This window comes from Sphingomonas sp., from assembly GCF_039594485.1.
Lineage (GTDB): Bacteria > Pseudomonadota > Alphaproteobacteria > Sphingomonadales > Sphingomonadaceae > Sphingomonas.
This window is the reverse complement of the sequence record NZ_JBCNNI010000028.1, coordinates 1-26,543: the sequence shown is the minus strand read 5'-3', so window position 1 is coordinate 26,543 and position 26,543 is coordinate 1. Positions and strand designations below refer to the sequence as shown.

At 66.7% G+C, this 26,543-nt stretch carries 28 protein-coding genes; 13 read left to right on the top strand and 15 right to left on the bottom strand.

Features of this window, described 5'->3' with window-relative positions:
- Nucleotides 1-29 precede the first annotated feature (29 nt).
- Together ABDV78_RS13885 and ABDV78_RS13880 are read right to left on the bottom strand one after the other, a co-directional pair.
- Entirely contained in the window at nucleotides 30-1,637 is a 1,608-nt protein-coding gene (locus ABDV78_RS13885) for a histidine kinase dimerization/phosphoacceptor domain -containing protein (protein WP_343527984.1), read from the bottom strand.
- 12 nt (nucleotides 1,638-1,649) lie between these two features.
- Nucleotides 1,650-1,805, bottom strand: coding sequence for a NepR family anti-sigma factor (locus tag ABDV78_RS13880; protein ID WP_343527983.1), 156 nt, complete (start codon nucleotides 1,803-1,805; stop codon nucleotides 1,650-1,652).
- Between the two features lie 262 nt (nucleotides 1,806-2,067).
- On the opposite strand from ABDV78_RS13880, the gene ABDV78_RS13875 reads away from it, so the two are divergent.
- From ABDV78_RS13875 to ABDV78_RS13860, 4 genes are all read left to right on the top strand, one after another.
- Entirely contained in the window at nucleotides 2,068-2,868 is an 801-nt protein-coding gene (locus ABDV78_RS13875) for a response regulator (protein ID WP_343527982.1), read from the top strand.
- Between the two features lie 78 nt (nucleotides 2,869-2,946).
- The gene (locus ABDV78_RS13870; RefSeq protein WP_343527981.1) at nucleotides 2,947-3,084 is read left to right on the top strand and encodes a hypothetical protein; all 138 of its coding nucleotides are present in this window, start codon (nucleotides 2,947-2,949) and stop codon (nucleotides 3,082-3,084) included.
- A gap of 118 nt (nucleotides 3,085-3,202) precedes the next feature.
- Nucleotides 3,203-3,841, top strand: a complete 639-nt coding sequence (locus ABDV78_RS13865; protein WP_343527980.1) for a sigma-70 family RNA polymerase sigma factor — start codon at nucleotides 3,203-3,205, stop codon at nucleotides 3,839-3,841.
- Between the two features lie 88 nt (nucleotides 3,842-3,929).
- Nucleotides 3,930-4,508, top strand: coding sequence for a class I SAM-dependent methyltransferase (locus tag ABDV78_RS13860; RefSeq protein WP_343527979.1), 579 nt, complete (start codon nucleotides 3,930-3,932; stop codon nucleotides 4,506-4,508).
- Nucleotides 4,509-4,525: 17 nt separating this feature from the next.
- Here ABDV78_RS13860 and ABDV78_RS13855 read toward each other — a convergent pair whose 3' ends face one another.
- Nucleotides 4,526-4,693: a hypothetical protein gene (locus ABDV78_RS13855; protein ID WP_343527978.1), complete on the bottom strand. Its 168-nt coding sequence runs from the start codon at nucleotides 4,691-4,693 to the stop codon at nucleotides 4,526-4,528.
- A 109-nt stretch (nucleotides 4,694-4,802) separates the two neighbouring features.
- Here ABDV78_RS13855 and ABDV78_RS13850 point away from each other — a divergent pair, with 109 nt between their 5' ends.
- From ABDV78_RS13850 to ABDV78_RS13815, 8 genes are all read left to right on the top strand, one after another.
- On the top strand, nucleotides 4,803-7,463 hold the full coding sequence (locus ABDV78_RS13850; RefSeq protein ID WP_343527977.1) for a bifunctional [glutamine synthetase] adenylyltransferase/[glutamine synthetase]-adenylyl-L-tyrosine phosphorylase: 2,661 nt from the start codon (nucleotides 4,803-4,805) through the stop codon (nucleotides 7,461-7,463).
- A gap of 4 nt (nucleotides 7,464-7,467) precedes the next feature.
- A complete protein-coding gene (locus tag ABDV78_RS13845; RefSeq protein ID WP_343528010.1) occupies nucleotides 7,468-7,923 on the top strand; it encodes a peroxiredoxin in 456 nt (151 codons plus the stop codon).
- 2 nt (nucleotides 7,924-7,925) lie between these two features.
- Nucleotides 7,926-8,762, top strand: coding sequence for a ferritin-like domain-containing protein (locus tag ABDV78_RS13840; protein ID WP_343528009.1), 837 nt, complete (start codon nucleotides 7,926-7,928; stop codon nucleotides 8,760-8,762).
- An 88-nt stretch (nucleotides 8,763-8,850) separates the two neighbouring features.
- On the top strand, nucleotides 8,851-9,576 hold the full coding sequence (locus ABDV78_RS13835) for a M23 family metallopeptidase (RefSeq protein ID WP_343527976.1): 726 nt from the start codon (nucleotides 8,851-8,853) through the stop codon (nucleotides 9,574-9,576).
- 122 nt (nucleotides 9,577-9,698) lie between these two features.
- Nucleotides 9,699-10,037 (top strand): iron-sulfur cluster insertion protein ErpA, encoded by a 339-nt coding sequence (gene erpA, locus ABDV78_RS13830; protein WP_343527975.1) that lies wholly within the window; start codon nucleotides 9,699-9,701, stop codon nucleotides 10,035-10,037.
- Between the two features lies 1 nt (nucleotide 10,038).
- The gene (xth, locus tag ABDV78_RS13825) at nucleotides 10,039-10,815 is read left to right on the top strand and encodes an exodeoxyribonuclease III (protein WP_343527974.1); all 777 of its coding nucleotides are present in this window, start codon (nucleotides 10,039-10,041) and stop codon (nucleotides 10,813-10,815) included.
- A gap of 317 nt (nucleotides 10,816-11,132) precedes the next feature.
- Complete coding sequence (locus tag ABDV78_RS13820) at nucleotides 11,133-11,381, top strand: hypothetical protein (protein ID WP_343527973.1); 249 nt, start codon at nucleotides 11,133-11,135, stop codon at nucleotides 11,379-11,381.
- Nucleotides 11,382-11,398: 17 nt separating this feature from the next.
- The gene (locus ABDV78_RS13815) at nucleotides 11,399-11,653 is read left to right on the top strand and encodes a hypothetical protein (protein WP_343527972.1); all 255 of its coding nucleotides are present in this window, start codon (nucleotides 11,399-11,401) and stop codon (nucleotides 11,651-11,653) included.
- Between the two features lie 48 nt (nucleotides 11,654-11,701).
- On the opposite strand, the gene ABDV78_RS13810 is transcribed toward ABDV78_RS13815, so the two are convergent.
- Complete coding sequence (locus tag ABDV78_RS13810) at nucleotides 11,702-12,853, bottom strand: N-acetyltransferase (protein WP_343527971.1); 1,152 nt, start codon at nucleotides 12,851-12,853, stop codon at nucleotides 11,702-11,704.
- Between the two features lie 137 nt (nucleotides 12,854-12,990).
- Between ABDV78_RS13810 and ABDV78_RS13805 the strand changes: the two genes are divergently transcribed.
- Nucleotides 12,991-14,085, top strand: a complete 1,095-nt coding sequence (locus ABDV78_RS13805; RefSeq protein WP_343527970.1) for a fatty acid desaturase — start codon at nucleotides 12,991-12,993, stop codon at nucleotides 14,083-14,085.
- A gap of 99 nt (nucleotides 14,086-14,184) precedes the next feature.
- On the opposite strand, the gene lptG is transcribed toward ABDV78_RS13805, so the two are convergent.
- From lptG to ABDV78_RS13750, 11 genes are all read right to left on the bottom strand, one after another.
- Complete coding sequence (lptG, locus tag ABDV78_RS13800; protein ID WP_343527969.1) at nucleotides 14,185-15,282, bottom strand: LPS export ABC transporter permease LptG; 1,098 nt, start codon at nucleotides 15,280-15,282, stop codon at nucleotides 14,185-14,187.
- Complete coding sequence (gene lptF / locus ABDV78_RS13795) at nucleotides 15,279-16,478, bottom strand: LPS export ABC transporter permease LptF (protein ID WP_343527968.1); 1,200 nt, start codon at nucleotides 16,476-16,478, stop codon at nucleotides 15,279-15,281. The genes lptG and lptF overlap by 4 nt, the downstream gene beginning before the upstream one ends.
- A gap of 109 nt (nucleotides 16,479-16,587) precedes the next feature.
- Nucleotides 16,588-18,525: an ATP-binding protein gene (locus ABDV78_RS13790; protein ID WP_343527966.1), complete on the bottom strand. Its 1,938-nt coding sequence runs from the start codon at nucleotides 18,523-18,525 to the stop codon at nucleotides 16,588-16,590.
- A 61-nt stretch (nucleotides 18,526-18,586) separates the two neighbouring features.
- Nucleotides 18,587-19,849: an aminotransferase class I/II-fold pyridoxal phosphate-dependent enzyme gene (locus tag ABDV78_RS13785; RefSeq protein ID WP_343527965.1), complete on the bottom strand. Its 1,263-nt coding sequence runs from the start codon at nucleotides 19,847-19,849 to the stop codon at nucleotides 18,587-18,589.
- 29 nt (nucleotides 19,850-19,878) lie between these two features.
- Entirely contained in the window at nucleotides 19,879-20,124 is a 246-nt protein-coding gene (locus ABDV78_RS13780) for an acyl carrier protein (RefSeq protein WP_294272475.1), read from the bottom strand.
- A 66-nt stretch (nucleotides 20,125-20,190) separates the two neighbouring features.
- Nucleotides 20,191-21,087 (bottom strand): NAD(P)H-binding protein, encoded by an 897-nt coding sequence (locus ABDV78_RS13775; protein WP_343527964.1) that lies wholly within the window; start codon nucleotides 21,085-21,087, stop codon nucleotides 20,191-20,193.
- Complete coding sequence (gene proB, locus ABDV78_RS13770; protein WP_343527963.1) at nucleotides 21,084-22,184, bottom strand: glutamate 5-kinase; 1,101 nt, start codon at nucleotides 22,182-22,184, stop codon at nucleotides 21,084-21,086. Before proB ends, ABDV78_RS13775 begins: the two co-directional genes overlap by 4 nt.
- Nucleotides 22,185-22,191: 7 nt before the next feature.
- The gene (obgE, locus tag ABDV78_RS13765) at nucleotides 22,192-23,238 is read right to left on the bottom strand and encodes a GTPase ObgE (RefSeq protein ID WP_343527962.1); all 1,047 of its coding nucleotides are present in this window, start codon (nucleotides 23,236-23,238) and stop codon (nucleotides 22,192-22,194) included.
- A gap of 51 nt (nucleotides 23,239-23,289) precedes the next feature.
- On the bottom strand, nucleotides 23,290-24,924 hold the full coding sequence (locus ABDV78_RS13760; RefSeq protein ID WP_343527961.1) for a pilus assembly protein TadG-related protein: 1,635 nt from the start codon (nucleotides 24,922-24,924) through the stop codon (nucleotides 23,290-23,292).
- Entirely contained in the window at nucleotides 24,924-25,388 is a 465-nt protein-coding gene (locus ABDV78_RS13755; protein ID WP_343527960.1) for a TadE/TadG family type IV pilus assembly protein, read from the bottom strand. Before ABDV78_RS13755 ends, ABDV78_RS13760 begins: the two co-directional genes overlap by 1 nt.
- Before the next feature lie 405 nt (nucleotides 25,389-25,793).
- Nucleotides 25,794-26,342 (bottom strand): GNAT family N-acetyltransferase, encoded by a 549-nt coding sequence (locus ABDV78_RS13750; RefSeq protein WP_343527959.1) that lies wholly within the window; start codon nucleotides 26,340-26,342, stop codon nucleotides 25,794-25,796.
- Between the last annotated feature and the right edge of the window lie 201 nt (nucleotides 26,343-26,543).

Here is a 26,543-nt window from a genome sequence, read left to right as displayed (position 1 = left end):
TGGTCCTCGAATCTTTTTTCGACGAATTTTCAGTCGCGTCCCACAATGGCGACGGAAATCTCATAGGCGCCGGTCAGCGGGTCATGGTGCAGCGGCGCGCGGAGCTGGCGTGCCAGCCCTTCCATGACCCGGCCATAGCGTTTGCCGATCAACGCGCGAAGCTGGTCGGTCTCGACCAGTGCGCGGGATACGACGCGCACCACGGCGCGGCCTTCCTGTTCGGCGGGTTTTACCGCCACCCGGATCTGGGCGGCGGGGTCGCAGTTCATCGCGAGTTCGATCGTCTCGGTGACGAGGAAGGCGACGGCGACGGCAACGTCCTGATTAACCAGCAGCGGCGCGACATCCAGCGAGATGCCGATCCCGGCGGCATTGTCCGGTGCGGTGGCGCGGATATTGGCCGCCAGTTCGCCGATCATGGTCCGCAGGTTCAGCCCGCGATTTTCCTCCAGCTCGGCGAAATGATGGCGGTGCACCACCGCCAGCGCGTCGACACGCCGCTGGATCGAGGAATAGGCCGCCATCGCCTCCGGCCCTGTCGCGCCGCGGGCGTGGAAGTTGATCAGGCTGGAGATCACCTGAAGATTGTTCTTCACCCGGTGATGGACCTCGCGGGTCAGCTTGGTCTGGCGCACCAGCCCCTCGGCCAGCCCCGCTTCATGGGTGGCGACGGTCTGGGTGATCGCCTTGAAGGTATCGGCCAGGTCGCGAATCTCCTGCGCGGGCGCGGCCTCCACCAGCGAGATATCGAGCGTTTCGCCGGGCTGATAGGCGGCGACGATCGCCCGGAGCTGGCGCAAGGGGCGGATCAGCAGCCGGTCGACGATGAACCATCCGATCACCACCGCCGCCAGCCACATCAGCAGCGGCAGCGCGAGCGCGACGATCAGCGAGGACGTGATCGGCGCGCTGGGCGCAGACGTGCGCAAGACCAGCCCGGCGATGCCCAGATCGGTCCGCAGGGTCTTCATCCGCTCCAGCGAACCCTGACGCGGAATCTGGGTTATCGGCAGCGATTCGCCGTCCAGTTCCAGCACCGTCTCGATCGGGCTGACATGGTTGTTCTGTTCGACCAGCAGCCGCAGAAAGGGGAGCGGGAAGAAGGCGCGGGCCTGGGTGCGGCCGTCCTGATTCGCGACCGCCAGCACCAGGCCCTGGCCGGCCAGGATGTCGGCGCCGATGGGCGAGCCATCGACCGGCGTGGGCAGGGCGGCGGGCAGGGGGTCGCCGCACAATGTCCTGCCCGAGCGATCGGTAATCAGAAAGCGGGCGCCGGTCAGCGACTGCTGTGCGAAGACGCCCTGGGCGCGGGCGCAGCTCGGCATGTCGAGCGGATCCTGGCCCAGCGCGCGCACCGCGACGCGCAGCGCCGTCATGTCGCCCATCAACTCGGTCGTGACCGCGCGGGCATCTTCATTCGCGGCGATCCGCAACCGCCCGCGCGCCTCACTGTCGGCAAGGCGTGTGGTCTGGAGCGTGGCGAAGATCGCGATCGCGGCGAGGACGAACAGAGTGCTGCCGAGCACCAGGACGAGCTTGGCGCCGGTGGTCAGGCGTGACAGAGCCGACGCGCGCACGCGCGCTACGTGGGAATCGGCGGCGTCGACGTCGGCGGGTGTGGTGGGAGCGTTGGCCATGCGGCCGAATCGTCAGCCCAGCTTGCTGAGCAGGTCAAGCATCTCGTCGGGAATCTTTTCGTCGACGGTCTTCTGATAGGCTTGGCGCAGTGCCGAGCCCGTATCCTTGTCGCCGCCCACCTGGGGCGTCGGGGAAGGCGTCTTCTTCGTCTTGTTGCCCAAACTCAAAATATCCCCCTGCACGACCCACTAGCGGGGCAACCGACGTGGTGGCAAATCTCCGGTGCCCCCGTTCGGCAGACGCCAGAGCCATAGTTGATGTGGCGATGAAACCAAATTCGATCTTGTTGGTTCCCGAAGCGATACGAAAAATCCGACGGGTGTGCCGCTATGGTATCACCGGCCGGGCTTTTCGGGAAACGGCATTGAAAACAGGCGCGGTGGCCAGCACATGAGTCACTGCGAATACCTCAGGGAGTGATCATTACCCATGTCGCTTGGACAGCAGCTTGCGCCCCATCTTCCCTTTCTGCGGCGCTATGGCCGGGCCCTGACCGGCAGCCAGATGCACGGCGACAAATATGTTCGTGCCACGCTGGAGGCGATCGTCGCCGCCCCCGACCAGTTTCCGCGCGATGTCGATCCGCGGCTGGGTCTCTATCGCATGTTCCAGGGCATCTGGTCGTCGGCCAATTACGACGAACTCGATACGGAAGGCGCCGATGCCGACGGTAACGAGGGTGTGGCCCGGGCGCGCCTTGCCCGGATGACGCCGTTGTCGCGTCAGGCGCTGCTGCTGACCGCGATGGAAGGCTTCACGCCCGAGGATGCCGCCTATCTGATCGATGTCGAGCCGAGCGAGGTCGAGGCCCTGGTGTCCGAGGCGCTGGCCGAGATCGAGAAGCAGACCCGCGCCCGCGTCCTGATCATCGAGGATGAACCGATCATCGCGATGGATATCGAGACGATCGTGCGCGACCTGGGTCATGAAGTGACCGGCGTCGCCGTCACCCGCGATGAAGCCGTCGCTCTGGCGATGGAGGACCGTCCGGGCCTGGTGCTGGCCGACATCCAACTGGCCGACGACAGCTCGGGCATCGATGCGGTCAAGGACATCCTGGCCGAGTTTGAGGTGCCGGTGATCTTCATCACCGCCTTCCCCGAGCGGTTGCTGACCGGAGAGCGGCCGGAGCCGACCTTCCTGATCACCAAGCCCTTCCAGCGTTCGACCGTGAAGGCCGCGATCAGCCAGGCGCTGTTCTTCGACCAGAGCACCGTCCCGGCGGAATAAGGCCGGGGCCGGGGGTGCCGCCAGCACGAAAGATCATCGGTTACGGACCCAAAACGGTTGACAGGCGTTGAGGCAGGCATGGTTGATCCCGAGCACCCCATTCATGTCTCCAGAGAGGACGCCCGGGCAGGATCGACGCCGCATGTAACGCGGTACATCCTGCCCATATCGCTGGTCCTGGTGATCGCGATCTTCGCCTTTCTGGTGTTGCGCTGATCCGCGTGCGACCGCCGGGGGGCTCCATTACGACCTTGGTATGGCTGGCATTCACCGGCCGACAACCCTATATTCCGAAGCGGTCGTACCGTCGGCCGTTTCCGACGATCGGATTTTCATGACGCAGCCACAGACGCGGGACGATATCGAAGCCGACGCACCCGTCGAGCACGTCGCCCTGCCCGATTCCGAGTTCAAGACCGAACTGGCGCGCGTGATCCCGCATCTTCGCGCTTTCGGGCGTTCGCTGTCCGGCAGCCGCGATCTGGCGGACGATCTGGTGCAGGAAACGCTGCTTAAGGCCTGGGCGGCGCGGAAACGCTTCCAGGCGGGCACCAATATGCGGGCCTGGACCTTCATCATCCTGCGTAACCTGTATCTGTCGCAGATGCGCCGCGCGCGTTTCAAGGGCGAGTGGGACGATCTGGTCGCTGATCGCATCCTGGCGGCCCCTGCCAGCCAGGATCGCCATGTCGAACTGGGCGATATGCAGCGCGCGCTCATGCACCTGCCGCAGCCGCAGCGTGAAGCGTTGATCCTCGTCGGCGCGGGCGGTTTCGCCTATGAGGAAGCGGCCGAGATCTGCAACGTCGCGGTCGGCACGATCAAGAGCCGCGTGGCACGCGGCCGCGTCGCGCTGGAGGCGATCCTGACCGAAGGCGCCTTGCCCTCGCGCCGACTGCACGAAACCGACAGCAGCAAGACCGCACTCGACAGCATCATGGGTGATGTCGACCAGTTGAGCGGCGGGCGGTAAAAACGCTCCCTCGACAAGAAGCGGCCGTCTCGACCCTGTCGAGGCGGTCTTTTTTTACGGGTGGGATTCCTGGAAGAAGGGGGGAGACGTGAGGGATGATCCGTCGGCGGGGTGGGAGGCGGCGGCTGCATCATTCGCTGCCCTTCGGTCCCCCGTCGGTGTAGACGCCGTTCTTCGCTGGTCCAGCCATGTCCGGCCCGGTGGTGCCATTCTCGACATCGGTTGCGGGACGGGTGTTCCAATAGGGACCGCGCTGTCCGCCCGGGGATTTGCGATTCACGGTATCGATGCGTCCCCGACGCTTCTCGATACGTTCCGCCGTCATCTCCCGGACGCCAAGGCGGCATGCGAAACGGCCGAAACCGGTCACTTTTTCGATCGTAAGTTCGACGGAATCATCGCGATCGGACTGATGTTCCTTCTAGATGAAGGGCGTCAGCGCGCCCTGATCGCACGGGTCGCCCAGTGCCTGGAGCCGGGCGGGCATTTGTTGTTCACCGCACCACGACACTCATGCCACTGGAATGACAGCCTGACCGGACGGCATTCCCATTCGCTAGGATGGGAAACCTATCGCCGATTGCTGTGGCAGGCGGGGCTGGAGCCGATCGGGCACGACAGCGACGAGGGCGGCAACGACTACCTTCATGCCAGTTCCGTCCCATAAGGGGCGGACCCTGTGGGTCAGCGGCTCTCCGATCGTCGATCGATCCGCGAGAGCAGCCGGACCCAGGCGTCCGGCAGTCGCGGCGACTCCGAAAAGGCCGAACGCAGCGCATGGCCAACATCGTCCACACGCCGAGGCGCCGGAACGATGCGCAGATCGCTGGTCCAGATATCGTTGCTCATCATGATCCTCTAACGGATCAAGGCTTGACAAGTTTCAAAAATTATGAAGGGGCGAAATTAACCTAAGCGAAAGTCTTTTGTCCGCGGCCCCAGGCACGGGTAGAAGCGGGCCATGACCGCGTATCTTTCCGACAATTTGCCCGATGCCGTTGCCCGAGCACGGCGCTACTCGCCCTTCCTCGCGATGCTGCTCGACCGGGAGCCTGCGATCGAGCAAGCCGCGCTGGCCGGACATCTGGTCGATCCGGTGGTTCCTGATCCCGATCTGCCCGTCGGTGTCGCCCTGCGGCGTGAGCGGCGGGCGCTGGCACTGACGGTCGCGCTGGGCGACCTGTCGGGGGCCTATGACCTGACCGAGGTGACGCACCGGCTGACGGACTTCGCCGATCATGCGCTCGACCGGGCGATCCGGGCCGCGATTCGGGAGCGGACGCCGGATGCCGAGCCGCTGGGCTTCGCCGCGATCGCGCTGGGCAAACAGGGCAGCCGCGAGCTGAACTATTCCTCCGACATCGACCCCATCCTGATCTTCGATCCCGCGATCCTGCCGCGCCGCCCGCGCGAGGAGCCGGAAGAAGCGGCCGTGCGGATCGGCAGGCGAGTGGTCGAACTGCTCCAGGCGCGTGACGGGGAGGGCTATGTGCTGCGCGTGGACCTTCGCCTGCGCCCCTCGCCGGAAGCGACGCCGATCGCGATTCCGGTGGAAGGGGCGATCGCCTATTATGAGAGCCAGGCGCTGACCTGGGAGCGGGCGGCGTTCATCCGCGCGCGGGCGGCGGCAGGCGACATGGCCCTGGGGCAGCGATTCCTGGACGCGATCCGCCCGTTCGTCTGGCGGCGCGCGCTCGATTTCGGGGCGGTGGGCGAGATACGCGACCTGACCCGCCGCATTCGCGATCATCATGCGCAGGGGCAGGCGCTCGGCCCCGGTTACGACCTGAAGCGGGGGCGCGGCGGGATTCGCGAGATCGAGTTCTTCGCGCAGATCCACCAACTGATCCATGGCGGCCGCGACCCCGCCCTGCGGGCCCCCGCCACCCGCGATGCGCTGGCGCGGTTGGCCGAGGTGGGGCGGATCGGCGCGGACGAAGCGGCGGCCTTGTCCGACGCCTATGTCCTGCTGCGGACGATCGAGCACCGGGTGCAGATGATCGACGACCGGCAGACGCACCAACTGCCCCGCGGCGAGGGGCTGGACCGGGTCGCGCACCTCCATGGCCTGCCGGACGGCGCGGCGCTCGTGGACCGGCTGGCCCCGGTGACGGCGAAGGTCGGGCAGCTTTACGACGCCCTCGACGCCGATGAGCGGTCGCGCCTGCCGCATGATCCGGTGTTGCTGACCGAGCGGCTGGTCGCGGCGGGCCTGCGCGATACCGAGGCGGCGACGCGGCGGATCGCGGCATGGCGGGGCGGCGACTATCCCGCGCTGCGCAGCCCGGCGGCCCGCGAGGCGCTGGACGCGGTGCTGCCCACCCTGGTCGAGGCCTTGGGCGAGGCGCCCGATCCCGATGCTGCGCTGCTCAAGCTCGATTCGCTGTTCGAACGGATGACGAGCGCGATCAACATCTTCCGCCTGCTGGAGGCGCGGCCGGGGCTGGCCAGCCTGACCGTCGCGATCCTCAGCCATGCCGCACCCCTGGCGGGGGAGCTGGCGCGTCGGCCTGCCTTGCTCGACGGGCTGATCGATGCCTCCGCCTTCGAGGCTCTGCCCGCCGTGCCATTCCTCGAACGCGCGATGCGGGGCGGCGAGTCGGGGCAGGATTATCAGGATCGGCTTGACCATGTGCGCCGCGTGGTCGGCGAGTTGCGGTTCGCGCTGGGTGCGCAGATCGTGGCGGGGCGGGCCGATCCGCTGGAGGTGGCGGGCGGCTATGCCCGCGTGGCCGAGGCGGCGGTCGGCGTGCTGGCACAGGCGACGATCGACGAATTCACCACCGCCCATGGCCGGGTGCCGGGCAGCGAACTGCTGATCCTGGCGCTGGGCCGGATGGGCGGCGCGGCGCTCACCCATGCCTCCGACCTGGATCTGGTCTATCTGTTCACCGGCGATTTCTCCGCCGAGTCCGATGGCCCCAAGCCGCTGGGCGCGACACTCTATTACAACCGGCTGGCGCAGCGGGTGACGGCGGCGCTGTCGGTGCCGACCCAGGCCGGGCCGCTCTATCCGGTCGATACCCGGCTCCGTCCGTCGGGCACGCAGGGGCCGCTGGTCGTCTCGGTCGAGAGTTTCGCCCGCTATCAGCGTGAGGACGCCTGGACCTGGGAGCATATGGCGCTGACCCGTGCCCGACCGATCTTCGGCTCGGCAGAGGCGCGGGGCATGGTCGCGGGGATCATCGCCGATGTGCTGACCGGCTGCCGTCCCCCGCGCGATGTCGCCGCCGAGGCCGGCGAGATGCGGGCGGAGATGGCGCGGCACAAGCCGCCGCAGGGGTCGCTCGACGTCAAGCTGCTGCCCGGCGGGCTGGTCGATCTGGAGTTTGCGGTGCACCGCGTGCAACTGGTCGCGCGGACCGGCTTCGACCCCGATCTGGGGCGGGCGATCGCGGCGCTGGTGGGGCAGGAGCTGCTGCCTCCCAGCATGGCGCAGGCGCATGACGTGCTGACCCGCGCGCTCGTCGCCTTCCGCCTGCTGGCCCCCGATGGACAGGAGCCGCCGCCCGCGACCCGTCCGCTGATCGCGCGGGCGATGGGCCTGCCCGACTGGGATGCGGTGGTTGCCACGCTCGCGGCGACGCGGCAGGAGGTGGCCCGTGTCTGGCAGCAAGGATAGGGCGATGGAACAGGGTGACGGCATCCCGGCGGTGACGGTGACGATGGCGGCGGGGCAACCCCTGGCGCTGGGTGATGTGGCGGGGCCGCTGGTCGTCTATTTCTACCCCAAGGACGATACCAGTGGCTGCACGCGGGAGGCGCTGGACTTCACCGCGCTGGCGGGTGAATTCCAGGCGGCGGGCGTGCGCGTGATCGGCATCTCGAAGGACAGCCCGGCCAAGCATCAGAAATTCGCGGCCAAGCACGGCCTGACCGTCGAACTGGCGAGCGACGAGGACGGTGCGGCGTGCGAGGCGTTCGGCGTGTGGGGCGAGAAGAAGCTCTACGGCAAGACCTATATGGGGATCGAGCGCGCGACGTTCCTGTTCGGGGGCGACGGCCGACTGGCGGCGAGCTGGCGCAAGGTGAAGGTGCCGGGCCATGCGCAGGCGGTGCTGGAGGCGGCGCGCGCGCTTTGACGATGGCGATCGCGGCGACCACCCTGGCCCAGGCGTGCGCGGCGGTGCTGCGCGAGGGCGATCCGCTGGCCAAGATACGGCTCGCCCGCGCGGTGGCGCGGGGCTGGCGGCGGGGCGACTTGGCGCATCGGTTCGACGTCGCCATGCCCGACGCGCCGGGGCGGCCCGACCGTCCCGAACTGCTGCCGCCCAACCGCATGCCCAAGCGTGGGCGCGGCGGATCGGAAAAGGGGCGGATCGCGTTGCTCCATGCGCTGGCGCATATCGAGTTCGCCGCGATCGACCTGGCGTTCGACGCGGCAGGACGCTTTGGCGGCCAGTTTCCGCGAAGCTATGCCGATGACTGGATTTCGGTTGGCGCGGACGAGGCGATGCACTTCGCCGTGCTCCACCGGAGGCTGCGGACGCTGGGCTCGGGCTATGGCGAACTGCCCGCCCATGCAGGGCTGTGGGAAGCGGCGGCGGAAACCGCGCATGACGCGATGGCGCGGCTTGCCGTGGTGCCGATGGTGCTGGAGGCGCGCGGGCTGGACGTGACACCAGAAACGGTGGCGCGCTTTCGTGCCGGGGGCGACGAGGTGTCGGCCCGCATCCTGCACCGCATCTTCACCGACGAGATCCGTCATGTCGGATTCGGCGCGAAATGGTTCGGATATCTGGCCGATGGGCATGACATTGCCCCCGCCGAACAGTGGCAAATGCTCGTCCGCCGCCATTTTCGGGGCGCGGTTAAGCCACCGTTCAACGTTTCGGCGCGCGAGTCAGCCGGTTTGACGCGAGATTTCTACGAACCTCTTGCCGACGGGGAACCCGAAAAGGCACAAGCTGCCCGTCTGTAACGCGGTGGGGCTGCGAAACAGCATTGGATGGACGAAAGCCGGGCGATCCCCACTCTGGGTACGTTCGGCTGCAATATGCCGGGGTTCGATGAAGCAGCGTCATACGTTTGGTAAATCGATTGCGGCCTTTGTCGGAATCCTGACCGTCAGCCTGTCCAGCCAGGGCGCGATCGCCGCCTCCGGCCCGGCCGCTGCCCCGGCCAAGCCCGCCGCAAAGGCGATGGGCGGCGAATATATCCCGGCCGCCAGCGCGGAAGCCGCCGCCGATATCCGCGCCGATCATCAGTTCCGCACCCTCTTCCAGACCTGGAAGAAGATGGACTCGGTGCAGAAGGGCGTGATCGCCATCCCCTCGGTCCAGCCGGTCGAAAAGCTTCAGTTCACCAGCAATTTCGGTATCCGCACCGATCCGTTCCGCCACACCGCCGCAATGCATGCCGGTGTCGACATTCCCGGCCCTGTGGGCACCCCGATCTACGCCACCGCCGATGGCATCGTCGATCATGCCGGTTGGCAGGGCGGCTATGGCAATCTGGTCGAGGTCAATCATGGCAAGGGTATCGCCACCCGCTATGGCCATTTGTCGAAGATCCTGGTCGCCGACGGTGCGCGGGTGACGCGCGGGCAGTTGATCGCGCTGATGGGTTCGACCGGCCGTTCGACCGGCTCGCATCTCCATTACGAGGTTCGGATGGACGGTCATGCGGTCAATCCCGTGCCCTTCCTGACCACCGGCGACTATCTGATGGCGTCGCAGGACCAGGCGATCCACCAGATCCCTGTGTCCACCGACGGCCCGGCCGCGCAGGACTGATTCCCCAAACCTCCCCGACACTCTGGATGGGCGGTCTCCTGGGCCGTTATGCACAGGCTCCTGGCCTGCAGGGAAGGACAGGGGGGATTGCTCCGGCCACCTGCCACGCCTATCTGACCGTCATGGCCACCAGCATTTCCGATATCGCGCTGACCCCGGCCGCCGCGGCCCGCGTCGCGACGATCGCCGAGCGACAGAATAAGCCCGCCATCCTGCGTCTGTCGGTCGAAGGCGGTGGGTGTTCGGGTTTCCAATATCGGTTTGGTCTGGCCGATGGTCCTGCCGAAGACGATGTGATCGCCGAAACCGATGGCGTTCGGCTGGTCGTCGACAGTATCAGCCTGGATCTCGTGCGCGGCGCGGAGGTCGATTATGTCGAGTCACTGGGCGGCGCGGCGTTCCGGGTGACCAATCCCAATGCGGCCTCGGGCTGCGGCTGCGGCACCAGCTTCGCCATCTGACGTGAAGATCACCACCTACAACGTCAACGGGATCAAGGCCCGTTTGCCCCGCCTGCTGGAGTATCTGGCGGAAGCCGATGCCGATATCGTGTGTCTTCAGGAGTTGAAGGCCAGCGACGAGACCTTTCCTATCGCCGAGATCGAGGCGGCCGGATATGGCGCGGTCTGGCATGGGCAGAAGAGCTGGAACGGCGTCGCGGTCCTTGCGCGGGGTACCCAGCCGGTCGAGCGGCAACGCGGGCTGGCGGGCGAGGTCGAGGACGAGCATAGCCGTTATCTGGAATGCGAAATCGACGGGCTGGTCGTCGCCTCGCTCTATCTGCCCAACGGCAATCCCCAGCCGGGACCGAAATTCGATTACAAGCTGCGCTGGATGGAACGGCTGGCGGCGCGGGCGCGCGCCTTGCTGGCGGAGGAGGTTCCGGCGGTCCTGGCGGGCGACTATAACGTCATTCCGAACGATGACGACACCTTCTCCGTCCCGGCCATGGCGAGCGACGCTTTGATGCAGCCGGAAAGCCGTGCCGCCTATCGCCGTCTGCTGGCACAGGGGTGGACCGATTCGCTTCGGACTCGCGCGCCCAAGGGTGGCGTCTGGACCTTCTGGGACTATCAGGCCGGGTCGTGGCAGCGCGATGCGGGGTTCCGAATCGACCATCTGCTGCTCAGTCCGCAGGCGGCGGACCGATTGATCGATGCAGGCGTCGACAAGAGCTATCGCGGTCGTGAAAAGGCCAGCGACCATGCGCCGACCTGGGTGACGCTGCGCCGCGACTGAGCGGGGTGAAGGCCGACCCCCATTTTGCAAGGGGCCCGTTGCGGTCGAGGCAGGCGGCATATTTGCCTCAGACCTTTGTGTGCCACACTCCATTCTCTACTGTTGGATGAGGATGCTCCAGACGTGCAAATGGCCTTTCCGGCGGCTGGGGGCATGGCGGAATTTTCGCGGCTGATGGCGTAGAACGCCGGAATGTAGTGAAGCGCGCCAAGTTGTATCGCGCTAAGTCATTGAATTTGCGGAAATTCAGTGTATGGCATGACTAATGCAGTAACTCACCCGTCGGCGTCGATCCGACGCAAAAGGGAGTTACCGTCATGCTGCTTTCATTGTTGCTCGCTTCCGCTCTTTCCGTCGCCGCAAAGGACACTGTCGCTCCTGCCGCGCCTGTGACGCAGGTCGGCGCGCCCGTCGCTGCCGCCGCCGTGCCGGGCCGCGCGCCGGTCCGCTATTGCGTCATCACCGAGCTCACCGGGTCGCGCCTGTCGCGGAAGATCTGCCACACCGCAGACGAGTGGATCGCGTTGGAAGGCGCGGTCCCGACCCCGCGCGGCACCGCTCGCTGAACCCCGGGAGAGAGACGATGCTGTTCAGCCTGATCGCCGCCGCCCTGGTCGCCACCGTTCCGCCGCACGAAGGGGCGGCCAAGCCCATCGTCAACCCGACACCGGCCAGCACCTCCGTCGCGGTCGTCGCGGCCATGCCGGTCAAGCCGACCCGCTACTGCTTCCTGCACGTCCAGGAGGACAGTATCTATCGCGGCAAGGTCTGCAAGACCCGCAAACAATGGCTCTGGCAGGGCGTCGATCCGTTCGACTATCCCGCCCGCAAGAAGTGAGCCCCGGGGGAGGGACCGCCCGACAGGACGGTCCGGTCCCGCCGTGCCTCAGCCCAGGTCGCGGGCGTAGATATTATAGGTCTTGTTGACGTTGCTCTTGATGGTCTCGGCGATCGAGCGCATCCCCTGATTGTCATCGAGGATCCAGCCGATCTCGCCCCGCGACGCGCCATATTTTGTCACCGAGGCGCGGCGGATATATTCGATCATCATGAAGGCCAACTGGCTGGCCATGCGCGACGACTGAAGCTCCTTGACCACGCCCATCAAGGGCACGCGCATCGTCCGCACCCGGGGCGCGCGCAGCCATAGCAGCAGCTTGGCCCAGCCGAAGGGCAACAGGCTGCCCTTCAGCGGCTTGATCGCCTCGTTCAGGTCGGGAAGCGTGATCATGAAGGCGACCGGCTTGCCGTCCAGTTCGGCGATGCGGATCAGGTCGTTGAACACGATCGGCTTCAGCTTGACACCGACATCCTTGATCTCGGGCGGCGTCAGCGGAATGAAACCCCAATTGTCCGACCACGCATCGTTCAGGATGCCCAGGATGATCGCGGCCTCTTCATCGAACTTGGCCTTGTTCACCTCGCGCACGCGGATACGCTCGTTCTTCTCGCCCGATTTGATGATCCGCTGGACGATCGGCGGAAATTCCTGCGTGATGTCCAGCTCATAGGTGAAGAGCTGCTTGATCGTCGCGTAACCGGCGGCTTCGATCCAACCCTGATATTCCGGTCGGGCATGGCCCATCATGATCGTCGGATCCTGGTCGAACCCCTGGACCAGCAGGCCGGGTTCCTCCCACACCGATTGCGACACCGGGCCGATCGCGCGGGTCATTCCCTGTTCGCGCAGCCACCCCTCGGCGGCGGCGAGCAGCGCGCGGAACACATCCTCGCGTGTCGCATCCATCAGGCCCCAGAAGCCGGTGCCGGGCCCGAACCCCTTGGACGGGTCCATCTCCAGCGCCAGCGTGTCGAGATGCGCGGAGATGCGCCCGACGACCTGGCCATTGTCCTCCGCCAGGAAAAGCTGGGCCTTGGCATGGCTGTACCAGCCATTCTTCTCCGGGGTGATCAGGCCCAGCGCCTCGCCCTTCAGCGGCGGCACCCAATGGGGATCGTTGGCGTAGAGCCCGAAGGGAAAGTCGACGAAGGTCTTGCGATCGCGCTTCGTGACGACGGGACGGATGGATGGGGCCATGGAGCGATGTGATCCGACTTTGGATGCCAAAGCCGCTACCTAACCGGCTTGGTCGATCATAGCGAGTGAGGATATCATCATCCCCCGCCGTGGGAATGCCACCGTGTCGCCACTATATGATGGCAAAGGATATGCCCATGGAATCGACCCTTTCTTTCGAGCGTGCTCCCGCCGCAGAGACGGCCGCCCGGTCTGCGCGTGCCCCGATCGCGGATGACAAGGCGATGCTGCGCGCCGCCGCCGAGCTGACCCGCGACCTGATCGCACCCCGCCCGGGCCTCTACTGGGCGGACATGGTGGGCAGCGCGCTGCTCGGCTATGCGGCGCTGGCCGTGGCGGTCACGGCGTCGTCGACCGGTGTGATCGTGGCGGCGGCCGTGGTGTCGACGCTGGCCCTCTACCGCGCGCTGCTCTTCATCCATGAGATCAGCCATATGAAGCATTCGGCCCTGCCGCGCTTTCGCGAGGGCTGGAACGCGCTGGTCGGCGTGCCGTTGCTGACGCCCGCCTTCATGTATGAGGGGGTGCACAATCTGCACCATGCCAAGACGCGCTATGGCACGGCCGACGATCCCGAATATCTGCCACTGGCGCTGATGAAGCCATGGACGCTGCCGGTGTTCATCCTGGTTTCCGCGCTTGCGCCCCTGGGGCTGCTGATCCGGTTCGGGATCCTCTCGCCGCTGTCCTGGGTGATCCCCGGTCTGCGCAAGATGGTGGTGGAGCGTTACTCGGCGCTCGCGATCAATCCGCAATTCCGCCGCCGCATGCCCGAGGGCGAGGCGCTGGTGCGGTTCAACCGGACCGATGCCGCCGCGTCGATCTGGGCCGTGGTGCTGATCGCGATGGTGATCACCGGGATCATCTCGCTGCACGGCTTCGCCATCGGTTTGGCGATCGGCTCGGCGGTCGCCGTCCTCAACCAGGTGCGCACGCTGGTCGCGCATCTGTGGGAGAATGAGGGCGAGCAGATGACCGTGACCGCGCAGTATCTGGATTCGGTCAACGTGCCGCCGCCTGCGCTGTTGCCGGGGCTGTGGGCGCCGGTTGGGCTGCGCTATCACGCGCTGCATCACCTGCTGCCCTCCTTGCCCTATCATTCGCTGGGCGAGGCGCATCGCCGGATCAGCGCGGCGCTGGAGCAGGACTCGCCCTATCACAAGGCCAGCTACAAGGGGCTGCCGGGGTTGGTCGTCAAGATCGGGCTGAGCAGCATCCGTCGGGGCAGGTGATCCCCGGCGCTGGGCGAGGGGTATGCGCCTCGCCCAGCGCGACCCCCAGCGTTTGAAATAAGACCCGGCCTTCCGTTCACTCGGGTCGGACCGAGCCCCTTATTCCTCCGTTCGGAACAGAACCGCTTCACCGATCAGGAAGAACAGCAGGATTGGCGCCCAGGCGGCAAGGAAGGGCGGGTAGGCACCCAGGTCGCCCATCGCCATCGAGAAATTGTCCGCCACGAAATAGGCGAAGCCCAACGCCACGCCGATCACCGCACGGATCAGCAGCTTGCCCGACCGCGCGACGCCGAACGCCGCGACCGCGCCGAGCAGCGGCATCAGCATCGCCGACATCGGTGAGGACAGCTTGTGCCAGAGGGAGCCCTCCAGCGACTTGGTCGGCCGCCCCGCCTCGCGAAGGTCGTCGATCGCGCTCGCCAGGGCGCCGAAGGACAGGTTGTCGGCGCTGACGCTGGCCAGGGTCAGTTGCTCAGGCGACACGCCATGCCCGATGATCAACGAGGAAAAGGAGGTCAGCTTGCCCGACCCGACCTCGAACCGGGTGCCCGGTCCGATCCGCCAGCCATCGCCCGCCCGCGCGCCCCGTGGAGCCTGGATGATCGCGCGAAGGCTGCCCCCGGTCCGGTCGTAGAGGGTCACGCCCCCCAACTGGGTCCTGGCCCCGCGCCCCTGGATCAGGTCGACCGAGATCAGGTCGTCACCGTCGCGCACCCAGACATTGGATCGGTCGCCGCTGTCGATGGGCAGGGGGCCATATTGCACCTTCTGCCAGGCGCTCAGCGTCGCGCTGGCACGCGGCACGATCCGGTCGTTGAACGCGAAGCTGAGCGCCGCCACGCCCGCGCTGGCGATCAGCAGCGGTGCGAGCACCTGATGCGCCGACATGCCCGCCGCCTTCAGCGCGATGACCTCCGAATTCTGGTTCATCGTGAAGAAGGTCAGGATGGTGCCGAGCAGCACCGAGAAGGGCAGCAGGAAGGAAATGATCTGCGGCGCCCGGAGCGAGACGTAGCGCCAGACCTGTTCCTGCCCATTGCCCGGGACCGCAAGCACCGCGCCGGATTCGCTGAGCACGTCGAGCGTCTGGAGCACCAGCGCCACCGCGAACAGGATCGCGAAGGTGCGGACCAGGAACATCCTGGCCATGTAGATGGCGATGGTCCGCGACGGGAAGATGTTGGACAGGCTCATGCCGTGACGGCCTTTTTGCGGCGGCGGCCGGGCAGCCAGCGGCCGATCGCCTTGGCGAGCTTCGCCACCCCGCGTTCCAGCGCGCCGATCGGCTGGCCGCCGGGGACATAGGCGGTGACGTAATACATCCAGAGGACAAGCCCCGCGAAGACGGTAAATGGCACCCAGAGCGCGATCAGCGGATCGACCCGGCCCAGCGCGCCGATATCGGCGGCATATTGGTTCACCTTGAAATAGGTCACGAGCATCACGATCGACAGGAAGACACCCAGTGCCGAGGTCGATCGCTTGGGCGGAATGCCCAGCGAAACGGCCAGCAGCGGCAACAGGAACATGGTCACCACCTCGACCACGCGGAAGTGGAATTCGGCCCGGCTCCCCGCGCGTGCCTCGGCGCTTTGCGCCTCCTGTCCGTGGCGGGCGAGTTCGGGCAGGGTGAACTCCAGATCGCGGCCACCGCGCTTTCGGAAATTGTCGAACTTGGGCAGGTCGATCGGCAGGTCATGGCTGGAGAAGGTCAGCACGCGCGGCGCGCGGAATTCCGGCCGGTTGTGGATCAGCGTGCCGTTGGTCAACCGGAAGATGATGACGTTGGGATCGTCGGTCGCCAGGAAGCGGCCGCGCTCGGCCGTGACGCCGATCCAGTCGCCCTTGGATGTGTTGGCATGGACGAAGATGCCCGACAGGTCGCGCCCATTCTCCCGGCTTTCCTCGATGCGCAGGGTCATGCGGTCGCCCAGATGGGTGAACTCGCCGACCTTGATCGATGCGCCCAGCGCGCCGGTGCGCAGTTCGTAGCGCAGCCCTTCGTAATAATAGCGGGCGACCGGCTGGATATAGCCGACGATCGCCAGGTTCAGCGCGGCCAGCACGATGGCGTACATGTACGGCACGCGTAGCAGCCGCGTATAGCTCATGCCCACGCCGCGCATCACGTCCAGTTCGGACGAGGTGGCAAGGCGACGAAAGGCGAGCAGGATGCCCAGCATCAGCCCGATCGGGATGCCCAGCCCCAGATATTCGGGCAACAGGTTGGCGAGCATCCGCCACACCACGCTGATCGGCCCGCCCTCGGTCGCGACGAATTCGAACAGGCGGCGGATGCGATCGAGCACCAGCAGCATCGCCGAGATGATCAGCGTCGCGAAAAGTGGCAACGCGATCAGCCGGGCCATGTAGCGATCGATGGACTTCATGCGGGGGACATCACTCGCGCGATAAAACGGCCATGGCTATACGAGGGCGGGCAGGGTCCGTCACCCCCCGATATGGCCTGCGCGAATGCCGCTGTCCCATGGCCTTTCTTCACGCTGCCGCGCAGACGGGCCCTTCCGTATGTCGCGCCAGTGCCGCAGCCATTGCCCGTTCCAGCCCGACCAGGGTGAAGGGCTTGCGCAGGACCTCATGCCCCTCGAACCCGGCCGCCTGCGCCTCGCCCGCAAAGCCGGTGACGAACAGCACCGCGATATCGGGGTAACGGGGGCGCAGCATGGCGACCATTTCCGGCCCGGTCTGGTGCGGCATCAACACATCCGACACGATCAGCCGCACGCCGGGATGACGCGCGAGCACGCTTTCCGCCTCGCGCGGGTCGTCGCAGGAGACGGGATCATGCCCCAGTTCCGACAGCGCGGCCATGGTCGCCGCGAGCACCCTGGGATCGTCTTCGACGACCAGGATGCGCAGTCGGTCCGCTTCCTCGCCCGCGGCTTCGGTGGCGGGCATGGCGTGTTCCGGCACCGGGGGCGGGGTGTCGACCGCCTGGTGCCGGGGGAAATAGAGATGAACCGTCGTGCCCGCGCCGGGCGCGGTGCGGATGGTGACGTCGCCGTTCATCTGCCCGACCAGACCGAAAATCTGGCTGAGCCCCAGGCCGGTGCCCTTGCCGGCGGGCTTGGTCGTGAAGAACGGCTCGAACACCCGCTCCGCGACCTCGGGGGACATGCCCGCGCCGGTATCGGTGACCGATAGAAGGACATACTCGCCCGCCGCGGCGCGGGGAAGCTCTTCGGCCGCCACCCGTATCTCGGCGGTGCGGATGGTCAGCTCGCCTCGGCCTTCCATCGCATCGCGCGCGTTGACCGCCAGGTTCAGGATGGCGTTCTCCATCTGGGTCCGGTCGCCGAACAGCGTCCAGCCGCTGCCCCGATCCTCGATCGTCACCTTGATGCCGTCGCCCAGCGTCCGGTCGAGCAGATCGCGCATTCCCGCGACCAGTTGGCGAGCATGGAGCGGTTCGGGGCTCAGCGCCTCCTCGCGGCTGAACATCAACAGGCGGCGGGTGAGGGCGGCGGCGCGGTGGGCACCCTCGGTCGCGCTGTCGAGATGGCGGTGCGTATCCTCGATCCTGTCGGCGCGCCGCGCGAGTTCCAGCCCGCCCAGAACGACCGCCAGCATATTGTTGAAGTCATGCGCGATGCCGCCGGTCAACTGGCCCAGCGCATCCATCTTCTGCGCCTGGCGCAGCTTGGCTTCCTGGACCTTCAACTCCTCGGTCGCTGCATCGACCGCGCCCGCCAGTTCCTCGGCACGGGCGCGTTCGGCATGGGCCTCGGCCCGCGCCTCGGCCCGCTCGCCCTGGGTGCGGACGGTCAGCCAGGCGAGCAGGACACCGCCCAGGGCCAGCGCGACGCCGAACAGCGCCAGGCCCCCGGCGATCCTGTTGGAATGCAGCACGGTCGCCTTCGCGTCCGCCGTGCGGTGGTCGAGCAATCGTCGCTCGCCTTCGATGAGCGCGTTCAGCGTCTGGTTGATGCGCAGCAGCGCGGCGGCCTCGCTCGCCTTGTAATAAAGGCCATAGGCCTGCTGGTTGCGATGATAGGTGGTCGACAGGGCGATGGCCGACAATTCCCGGCCCCGTTCGTCATAGGCGCGACGCAGGCGTTCGATCAGCCGCTGCTGGTGAGGCTCGTCGATAATCAGGTCCAGCCGTTCGAGCTGGGCATCGGCCAGCGTCCATTCGTCGGAATAGAGCTGGCCCAGGCGGTTGTCCCCGGAGATGACATAGCGGCCGAGCGACGCTTCGGACCGGGCGATGGTCCCGGCCAGGGTGCGGGCCAGGATCATCACATTGTAGCTATGCGCCTGAAGCGCCAGCGCGCGGTCGCGTTCGCGATTGGCATGGCCCAGCGTGACGATCAGCATGACGAGCGTCACCATGCCGGTCACCGCCAGCGCGATCAGCGCGAAGGTCCGCCAACGGCCGACCCTTCCCTGGTCCTCCTGCTCGATCACGGCGGCCACGCTATCCCCAAGTCCCGGATTTTGTAAAGACAAGGGCGCGGCGGGCGGGAAGGCGTCGGCGTCAGGCGATGACGCCGACCGCCTGTCCTGCCGCTTGGAACATGCCCAGCACGGTCTGGATCTGCTCCGGCGTATGCTCGGCGCAAATCGAGCAGCGCAGCAGGAAGGTCCCCGCCGGGGTCGCGGGCGGACGCGCCATATTGACGTAGAGGCCGCCGTCGAGCAGCGCCTGCCACATCATGGCCGCCTGTTCCTGATCGTCGAGGATCACGGCGACGATCGCGCTGTCGCAGGTATCGGTGCCCAGCTTGAACCCCATGGCCTTCAGCCCGCCGTGCAGCGCGCGCGCGTTCGACCACAGCCGTTCGCGCTTCGCGTGCGCGGTCATCAGCTTGCGGATCGAGGTGGTCGCGGTCGCCACCACCGATGGCGGCAGCGAGGCGGTGAAGATGTAAGGACGGCAGGCGAGGCGAACCGCCTCGAACTTCGGGTGGTTGGATACGACGAAGCCGCCCACCGTGCCGACCGACTTGGAGAAGGTGCCGACGACGAAGTCGATCTGACCTTCCAGTCCCTGCGCCTCGTACACGCCGCGCCCGTTGGGGCCGAAAAAGCCCATCGAATGCGCCTCGTCGACCAGCACCATGCACCCGTGCTTCTTGGCGACCGCGACCATCTCCTTCAGCGGGGCGATGTCGCCCAGCATCGAATAGACGCCCTCCAGCACGACCAGCTTGGCGGGCTCCTTGGGCAGGCGGCCGAGCCGCTTGTCGAGATCCTCGACCGAATTGTGGCGGAAGCGGACGATCTCGGCATTGCCCTGCTGGCAACCGTCATAGATCGACGCATGGCTGTCGGCGTCGAGGATGACATATTCCCCCTTGCCCGCCAGCGTCGAGATGATGCCCAGATTGGCCATATAGCCGGTCGAGAAGACGATCGCTCCGGTCGTGCCGTAGAAATCGCGCAGCGCCTGTTCGACCTCGACATGGTCATGGAAGGTGCCGTTGAGCATCCGGCTGCCGTTCGTGCCCGACCCGAAGCGTTCCAGCGCCGTCTTGCCCGCCGCGATCACGTCCGCGTCGAAGGTCATGCCCATATAGTTGTAGGTGCCGAGCAGGATCGTGTCCTTGCCCCGGATCACCGCCTCGGTCGGCGACTTCACCTGCTCCATCACGATCGCGAAGGGATCGGTGACGCCCGAGTCGAGCAGCTTCTGTCGCTCGGCGATCAGGCCATCGAACTTGGAGAGCAGGTCATGCTCGGGCGCGACGACGGGGGCATCGGCGGGCAGGGCGTGGGACTGGGCGGCGGCTTCGGTCATGGGAGTGTCCGTCTGGGGCGCTAGGAAGGTCAGGCTTGCTTCAGTTTTTCGACCGCGTCGACCAGCTGGCCGACATTCTCGATCTCGGCCTGCATGTTCATCGTGATGATGATGTCGAATTCGTCCTCGATCGCGGCGACGAAATCCATCACGGTCAGGCTGTCCCACTCCAGGTCGCCCTGGAAGGTCGTCGCCTCGGTCAGTTCCACACCCTTCTTGTTGAAGGGGGCGATCTGGGCCGCGACGGTGTCGAAAATGGCTTGGCGGTCGCTCATGATGATCCTTTCGAGGGGCCAGTGGCACCCAAATGCGGCGGCTTTTCGGCCGCGATATGTCTGCCGCTATAGCAAGCCGTTGGCGCGATACCACCGCGCCGTGTCGGCCAGCCCCTTGGCAAGCGGAATCGCGGGTTCCCAAAGTTCGGGGGACGGGCGCCTGGCCGGATCGGCGGTCCAGTCGGGGTGGCAGAGATAACCGACCCGGTCGGGGGTCAGTTTCGCCGCATTTCCCCGCAGCTTGCGGTCGATGCGCGCGCCGAGTTGCAGCAATCCCCGGGGCAGATGCAGGGTCATCACCCGCCGCCCGACCGCCGCGCCCATCGCGCTGGCGAGTTCGGCATGGGTCAGTATCTGGCCGTCATCGACCTCCAGCACCGCGCGCGGGCCATCGGCCGCGACCAGCGTGGTCAGCAGTCGCGCAAAATCCTCGACCGCGATCAGCGACAGCCTGCCCGGCGGCGGCATCAGCGCCAGGCCGAGTCTGGCGGTGCGGAACACGTCCAGCCATTCGGTATCGTGCGGGCCATAGATGCCGCTCGGCCGGACGATGGTCCAGTCGAGGCCGCTTTCCGTCACGATGTCCTCGGCCTGGCGCTTGGACCAGCCATAGACGGACAGGTCGGGCTCACGCGCGGAGAGCGAGGAGACATGGACGAAGCGCCGGATCCCCGCCGCCTTCGCCGCATCGACCATGGCACGGGTGCCGTCGATATTGCCCGCCACGAAGCCTGCGCGATCGGTTGCGTTGACGACGCCGGCGATGTGCAACACTGCGTCGGCGCCCTCGACCAGCGTGGCGAGGCTGTCCGGCTTGTCGAGCGCGCCGGCGATCCAGGTGATCCCCGCCCGCGACGGCTGGGCGCGGCGGGTGAGCGCACGCAACGACAGGCCCGACCCGGCGGCACGGTCCACCACCGCGCGACCGACGAAGCCAGTCGCCCCCGTCACGGCGACGATCATAGCAGGGCCAGGTGGTTGCGGTGAATCAGCGCGGCGCGCGGGGCATGCCCCAGGATCGCGGCCTGTTCGTCCGATCGCGTGCCGATCAGCGCGCGGGCCTCGGTCGAATCATATTCGCTGAGGCCCCGCGCGATGGTGCCGCCCGGTCCTTCGACCGTGACGAGATCGCCGCGCGCGAAATGGCCTTGTACGCCGGTCACGCCCGCCGCGAGCAGGCTGTTCCCATCGATCAGGGCTTTCACCGCGCCCGCATCGACGGTGATCGCGCCGCGCGCGGTCAGTCCCCCCGCCAGCCAGGCCTTGCGGGCCGGGGCGCTCTTCTCTGCGACGAACAGGCTGTGGCGTGCGGGTGTCGAGAGGGGGTGGTCGATCCGCCCCGACGCGATGGCGAGATGCGCACCCGCGCTGACCGCGATCCGCGCCGCGGCGATCTTTGACACCATCCCGCCCGAGCCCATGCCCGAAGCCGAGCCGCCATCGGCCATCCCGCTGACCGCATCGATCCGTTCGACCCGCGCGATATGGCGCGCGGACGGATTGGTGTGCGGGTTGCTGTCGTACAGCCCGTCGACATCGGAGAGGAGCAGCACGCCGTTCGCCCCCGCCGCCTGGCCGACTCGCGCGGCCAGCCGGTCATTGTCGCCGAAGCGGATCTCTTCGGTGGCGACGCTGTCATTCTCGTTGATGACCGGCACCACGCCGAGCCCCAGCAACCGGCCCAGCGTCGCGGCGGCGTTCAGGTAACGCCGGCGATCCTCCAGATCGTCGAGCGTCACCAGCATCTGCGCGGCGGTCAGCCCCTGCGCGTGCAGCAGTTCCGCCCAGGCCTGGCTCAGGGCGATCTGTCCCGTCGCGGCGGCGGCCTGTGCGTCCTCCAGGCTGGCGCGGCCGCCCTTGGCCAGCCCCAGCCGCCGCGCGCCCAGCGCGATCGCGCCAGAAGAGACGATCGCGATCTGCTGCCCGTCCCGCACCCGCGCGGCGATATCGGCGACGAGGCCGGTCAGCCAGTCGCGACGGACCTCGCCTTCGGGCGTGACGAGAAGGGCGGAGCCGACCTTGACGATCAGCCGCCGACAGATGGCGGGCGGAAAGATCATGCCGGGATCAGAGAGGCGACCATGTGATTTCGTCCTCACCCTCGTCATTCTCGGGAACCGCATCCGGCCCAGGCCCGATCGCCTCCAACAGCTTGTCGAGTACCCAGTCGACGCCGGTGCCCGCCGCACCCGACAAGGGGATCACGTCCGCGCCGCTCGCCTCGGCCAGTTCGGCGGACAGCGCCTCGATCAGTTCGTCGTCGAGCGTGTCGATCTTGTTCAGCGCGATGATATGCGGCTTTTCGACCAGCCCCGCGCCATAAGCCTCCAACTCGTCGCGGACGATGCGGTAGCTCTCCGCCACATCCGCGTCATTGGCATCGACCAGATGCAGGAGTACCCGGCACCGCTCGATATGGCCGAGGAAACGGTCGCCGATGCCCGCGCCGTCCGCCGCGCCCTCGATCAGGCCGGGAATGTCGGCGACGACGAATTCGCGCTGGTGATGGCGCACCACGCCCAACTGCGGGCGGGTGGTGGTGAAGGCATAGGCCCCGACCTTGGCCTGCGCATTGGTGACCGCATTGATGAAGGTCGACTTGCCCGCATTGGGCAGACCCACCAGACCGGCATCGGCCAGCAGCTTGAGGCGCAGCCAGACCCACGCTTCCTGATGCGGCCAGCCGGTGCCATGCTGGCGCGGGGTGCGATTGGTCGAGGTCTTGTAGCTGGCATTGCCGCGCCCGCCATCGCCGCCGCGCAGGAAGACCTCGCGCTGGCCGACCTTGGTGAAGTCCATCAGCACCTCTTCCTTGTCCTCGGACAAGACCTGGGTGCCGACAGGGACCTTGATGACCAGGTCGTCGCCGCCGCCGCCGGTGCGGTTCGACCCCGATCCGCCATGCCCGCGCGGCGCGCGGAAATGCTGGGTGTAGCGGAAGTCGATCAGGGTGTTCAGTCCGGCCACCGCCTCGAAGATGATGTCGCCGCCCTTGCCGCCGTTGCCGCCGTCGGGACCGCCATATTCGATGTATTTTTCACGACGAAACGAAACGGCGCCGGGGCCGCCCGCGCCGGAGCGGACGAAAATCTTGGCCTGATCTAGAAAATGCATGGGGTCGCCTTTAACCCTGACCGCGCCCGGAGACCAGCCCGCGCTTGCGACTCAGGCGACCAGCATCGCGCTGCCGCACCGCACGCCGTTCACCGTGACATCCGCCTGGCCGACATGCACGCCCAGCAGGTCCGTCACGTTGCCGATCAGCACGTCCAGCGCGGGCGCGACGGGCAACAGCGCCGCCCCCACGATTCCCGTCAGCCCCGACAGGCCCAGACCGAGCCCCAGCACCTCCAGCCGCAGGTCGACCTGATGGACCAGCGAATTGGCGATACCACGCACTGCCGAATTGGCGGTGATCGTCCTGGTCGTCGCATCGGCAATGTCGGTTTGGTTGAAGCTCAGCCGCTGCCACGCGCTGTCGGTGGCCAGGTTGAGCCGCGCCTGGCCCCAGACCTTGGCCACCGGCAGTTGCAGAAGCGGGGCCGATCCGGTGATCGGCGATTGGCTCATATCATCAAACCGGCTGCGATCGATCTGCGCGATGGCGATGGTGCCGGGGGAGGGAATGGCGTCGACTGTCACTGCCTGCCCTCCGCCGGAACAGGCCACGCCGTTCAGCCGTGCCTGGGAGGAGGCGGTCTCGACGAAGATGGGCAACTGGACATTGGCGAGCAACGGCACGCTGATCTGCGCATCGACGAGCAAGCGTTGTTGCGCGGTGCGGACGATCACCGAATTGTCCTGCGCGACCGCCAGCCAGGGGGAGGAGGCGGGCCGTTCGCCGATCTCAAGCAATATCTTGGTCGACAACAGCCCGGGAATCGAGGGCCCGAGGTCAAGCGAGACCTGCCGACGCCCATTGGCGATGGAGAGCGACTCGCGCAGCATCGAATAGGCGTCGAAGCCGACCAGTTCGCGAGACGGGGCCTTGGTCATGTCGCCCAGCGGACCCAGATCGATCAGCCGGGTCAGCGGCACCTTCGATCCCGGCACCCGCAGCGACAGGTTGCGCAGCAGCGACGCCGCGCCCGTATCGCCCGTAGCATCCGCCAGCGCGCTCAGCAGCATCGGCAGGGTCACGTCTGCGGCCAATATGTCGTTGAACGTCGCGCCCGTCAGTTGGAGCCGCGTGCCGAGCGCTTGCGACATGCGCAGAAGGTCGATCCGCGCCCCGATCAGCGCCTGATAGTCGACCAATGACAATTGCAGGTCGCTGCCCGCCAGGCCGTTGAGCAGCGCAGCGGGCAGTCCCCCCTGGACCTTGGCCAGTCGCGTACCGAGCGAGAAAGCCACCAGGTCGATCCGCCGCGCCACCGCGCTGGCCGCGACGGGGGAGGTGTTGCGTCCGGTCAGCACGCGGCCGAAGAACAGCGGGACCGGTTGGCGCAGGACGACGCGGATCGCGCCCGCATCCGCCCCGCTGACAAAGCGATTCTCCGGTGCGATGGTGGCGTCCGCGCGATAGCTGCCCGGTGTCAGCGTGCTGGTCACGTCGGTCAGGGCGTTGCTGGCGATGATCTTCTGCACCGCCTCGGTCCTGCGGTCCGGGCTGGAGGAGGCGGCGGCCAGGGCAGCCTCGTCGGCCACGCCCTGGAGCTTGCGCTGCGACAGGGTCAGCATGCCGATATCGATACCCATCGCGGCAAAGCCGATCATCGCCATGGCGACGATCGCGGTCAGGATGCTGACCGCGCCGCGACGATCCTTGCGGAGTCGATGAAGGGTTGCCCGGAGCGGCATCACAGACCGCCGATCATCGCCACCCCCTTCGCGGTCAGCAGACGACCTGGCGTAGGTATGAAGGGGAGTTGGAGCAGGGGATCGCCCGATGCGTCGTAACGAATCGACACGGTGATCAGATTGTCGTTTTCGACCGCGTCCACCTGGCCCAGTTCGCGTCGCAGCATCCCGCTGGCATCGAGGAGGCGTCCGGCCGTCTGTACCGCGATCGTCTGGCGTTCGTTCCTGTCGATTCCGGCGAGCGCCGCACGGGCGGCGTCATTGGCTGCTTGCTGCACCAGATGCGTGGTCAGGAAATAATCGCCGTAGCTGATGATGCCCATCAGTACCGCCAGCAGGATGGGCAGGACCAGTGCCAGTTCGACAGCCGCAACGCCGCGACGATCCCGTCGAAGCGAGCTGTGAATCTTTCGAACAGTTCGGCATGGTCGAACCGACATCGTGAAAGCCGTGTAGCGAACCACCGGATTTCTCCTGCGCATGGAGAGTGTGTCGGCCTAGGAAATGGGTCAAACCCTTATCAAATGACTAAAATTCCATTCGCGGAAGCAATAATGGCCAATGTTTCCGCTGGTGTGACCATTACGGATATACCATGTTGATATCCTATGCAAGTTGACGGCCATTTTGGTCAGGTCTTCTCCCGGATCCTGCAAGGGGATCGCGCAAGACCCAGCCGCTGGTGACTGATTCGCTGCCGCTTCCCGCAGCCATTTTTGCGAGTCGGGGCGTGGCACCAAGGTCGGGCGGGCGACATGAAGAGCATGATGGAGGGGTGTCCCCGGCGTGACAGGGAACACCTCTCCCGGCCTGATACCGCCCCTCCGGGGAGGAACGGAAACCAGGCTCAGGTCGAGTGGCGATCGGACCTAGGCGGCGAGCGGCATGTCCGAATGTCGTTCGTCTTCCAGGTCGAGGGCGTGGTGCAGGCTGGGCGACGGAGCATCGCGTCCGGCCGAGACGCGCGGCATGTGCTGCCCGGTCGGCTGGAAGCCGAGCTTGGCCAGCACCCGACCCGATGCGGGATTGTCGGCAAAATGCCACGCGCTCAGTCGGGAAATGGGCAGCGCGTGGCGGGCGATGCCGACGACCGCATGGCCCGCCTCCGTCGCATAGCCGCACCCCCAGGCCGATGGCGTAAGCCAATAGCCCAGTTCATGCCCCGTATCGCCCCGGGTGATCCCGATCCCGCCGATCAGTTCGGGCGGCCCGTTCCGGTCCAGCGCGGTGATCAGGAAGCGGGGCTCGGTCGGCCCGCAGGGCTGGGCCAGCCAGCTTTGGGCATCGTCATGGGTATAGGGATGCGGAATGCGCGCCGCCATGCGCGCAATCGGCTCATGTCCGATCGCTTGGACAAGGGCGGTGGCATCCTCCGGCCAGGCCGGCCTTAACAACAATCTTGGGGTCCGCGCGAACATCACTCGACAACTCCTCGTCACGCCCGGCGTCTGTGACACGTCCCGATGACGGGACGGAGACAGGCGCCCTGTGTGGTGGAGGGAGCACGAAAAAAGGGAGCCGGGGTGACCCGTCTCCCTTTTTTGCTGGTTCCTGCGCGGAACCCGGGTCACCCTGGTGGGCAACCCGGCGCGGTTGCCCGATTATTCGGCCGCTGCGGC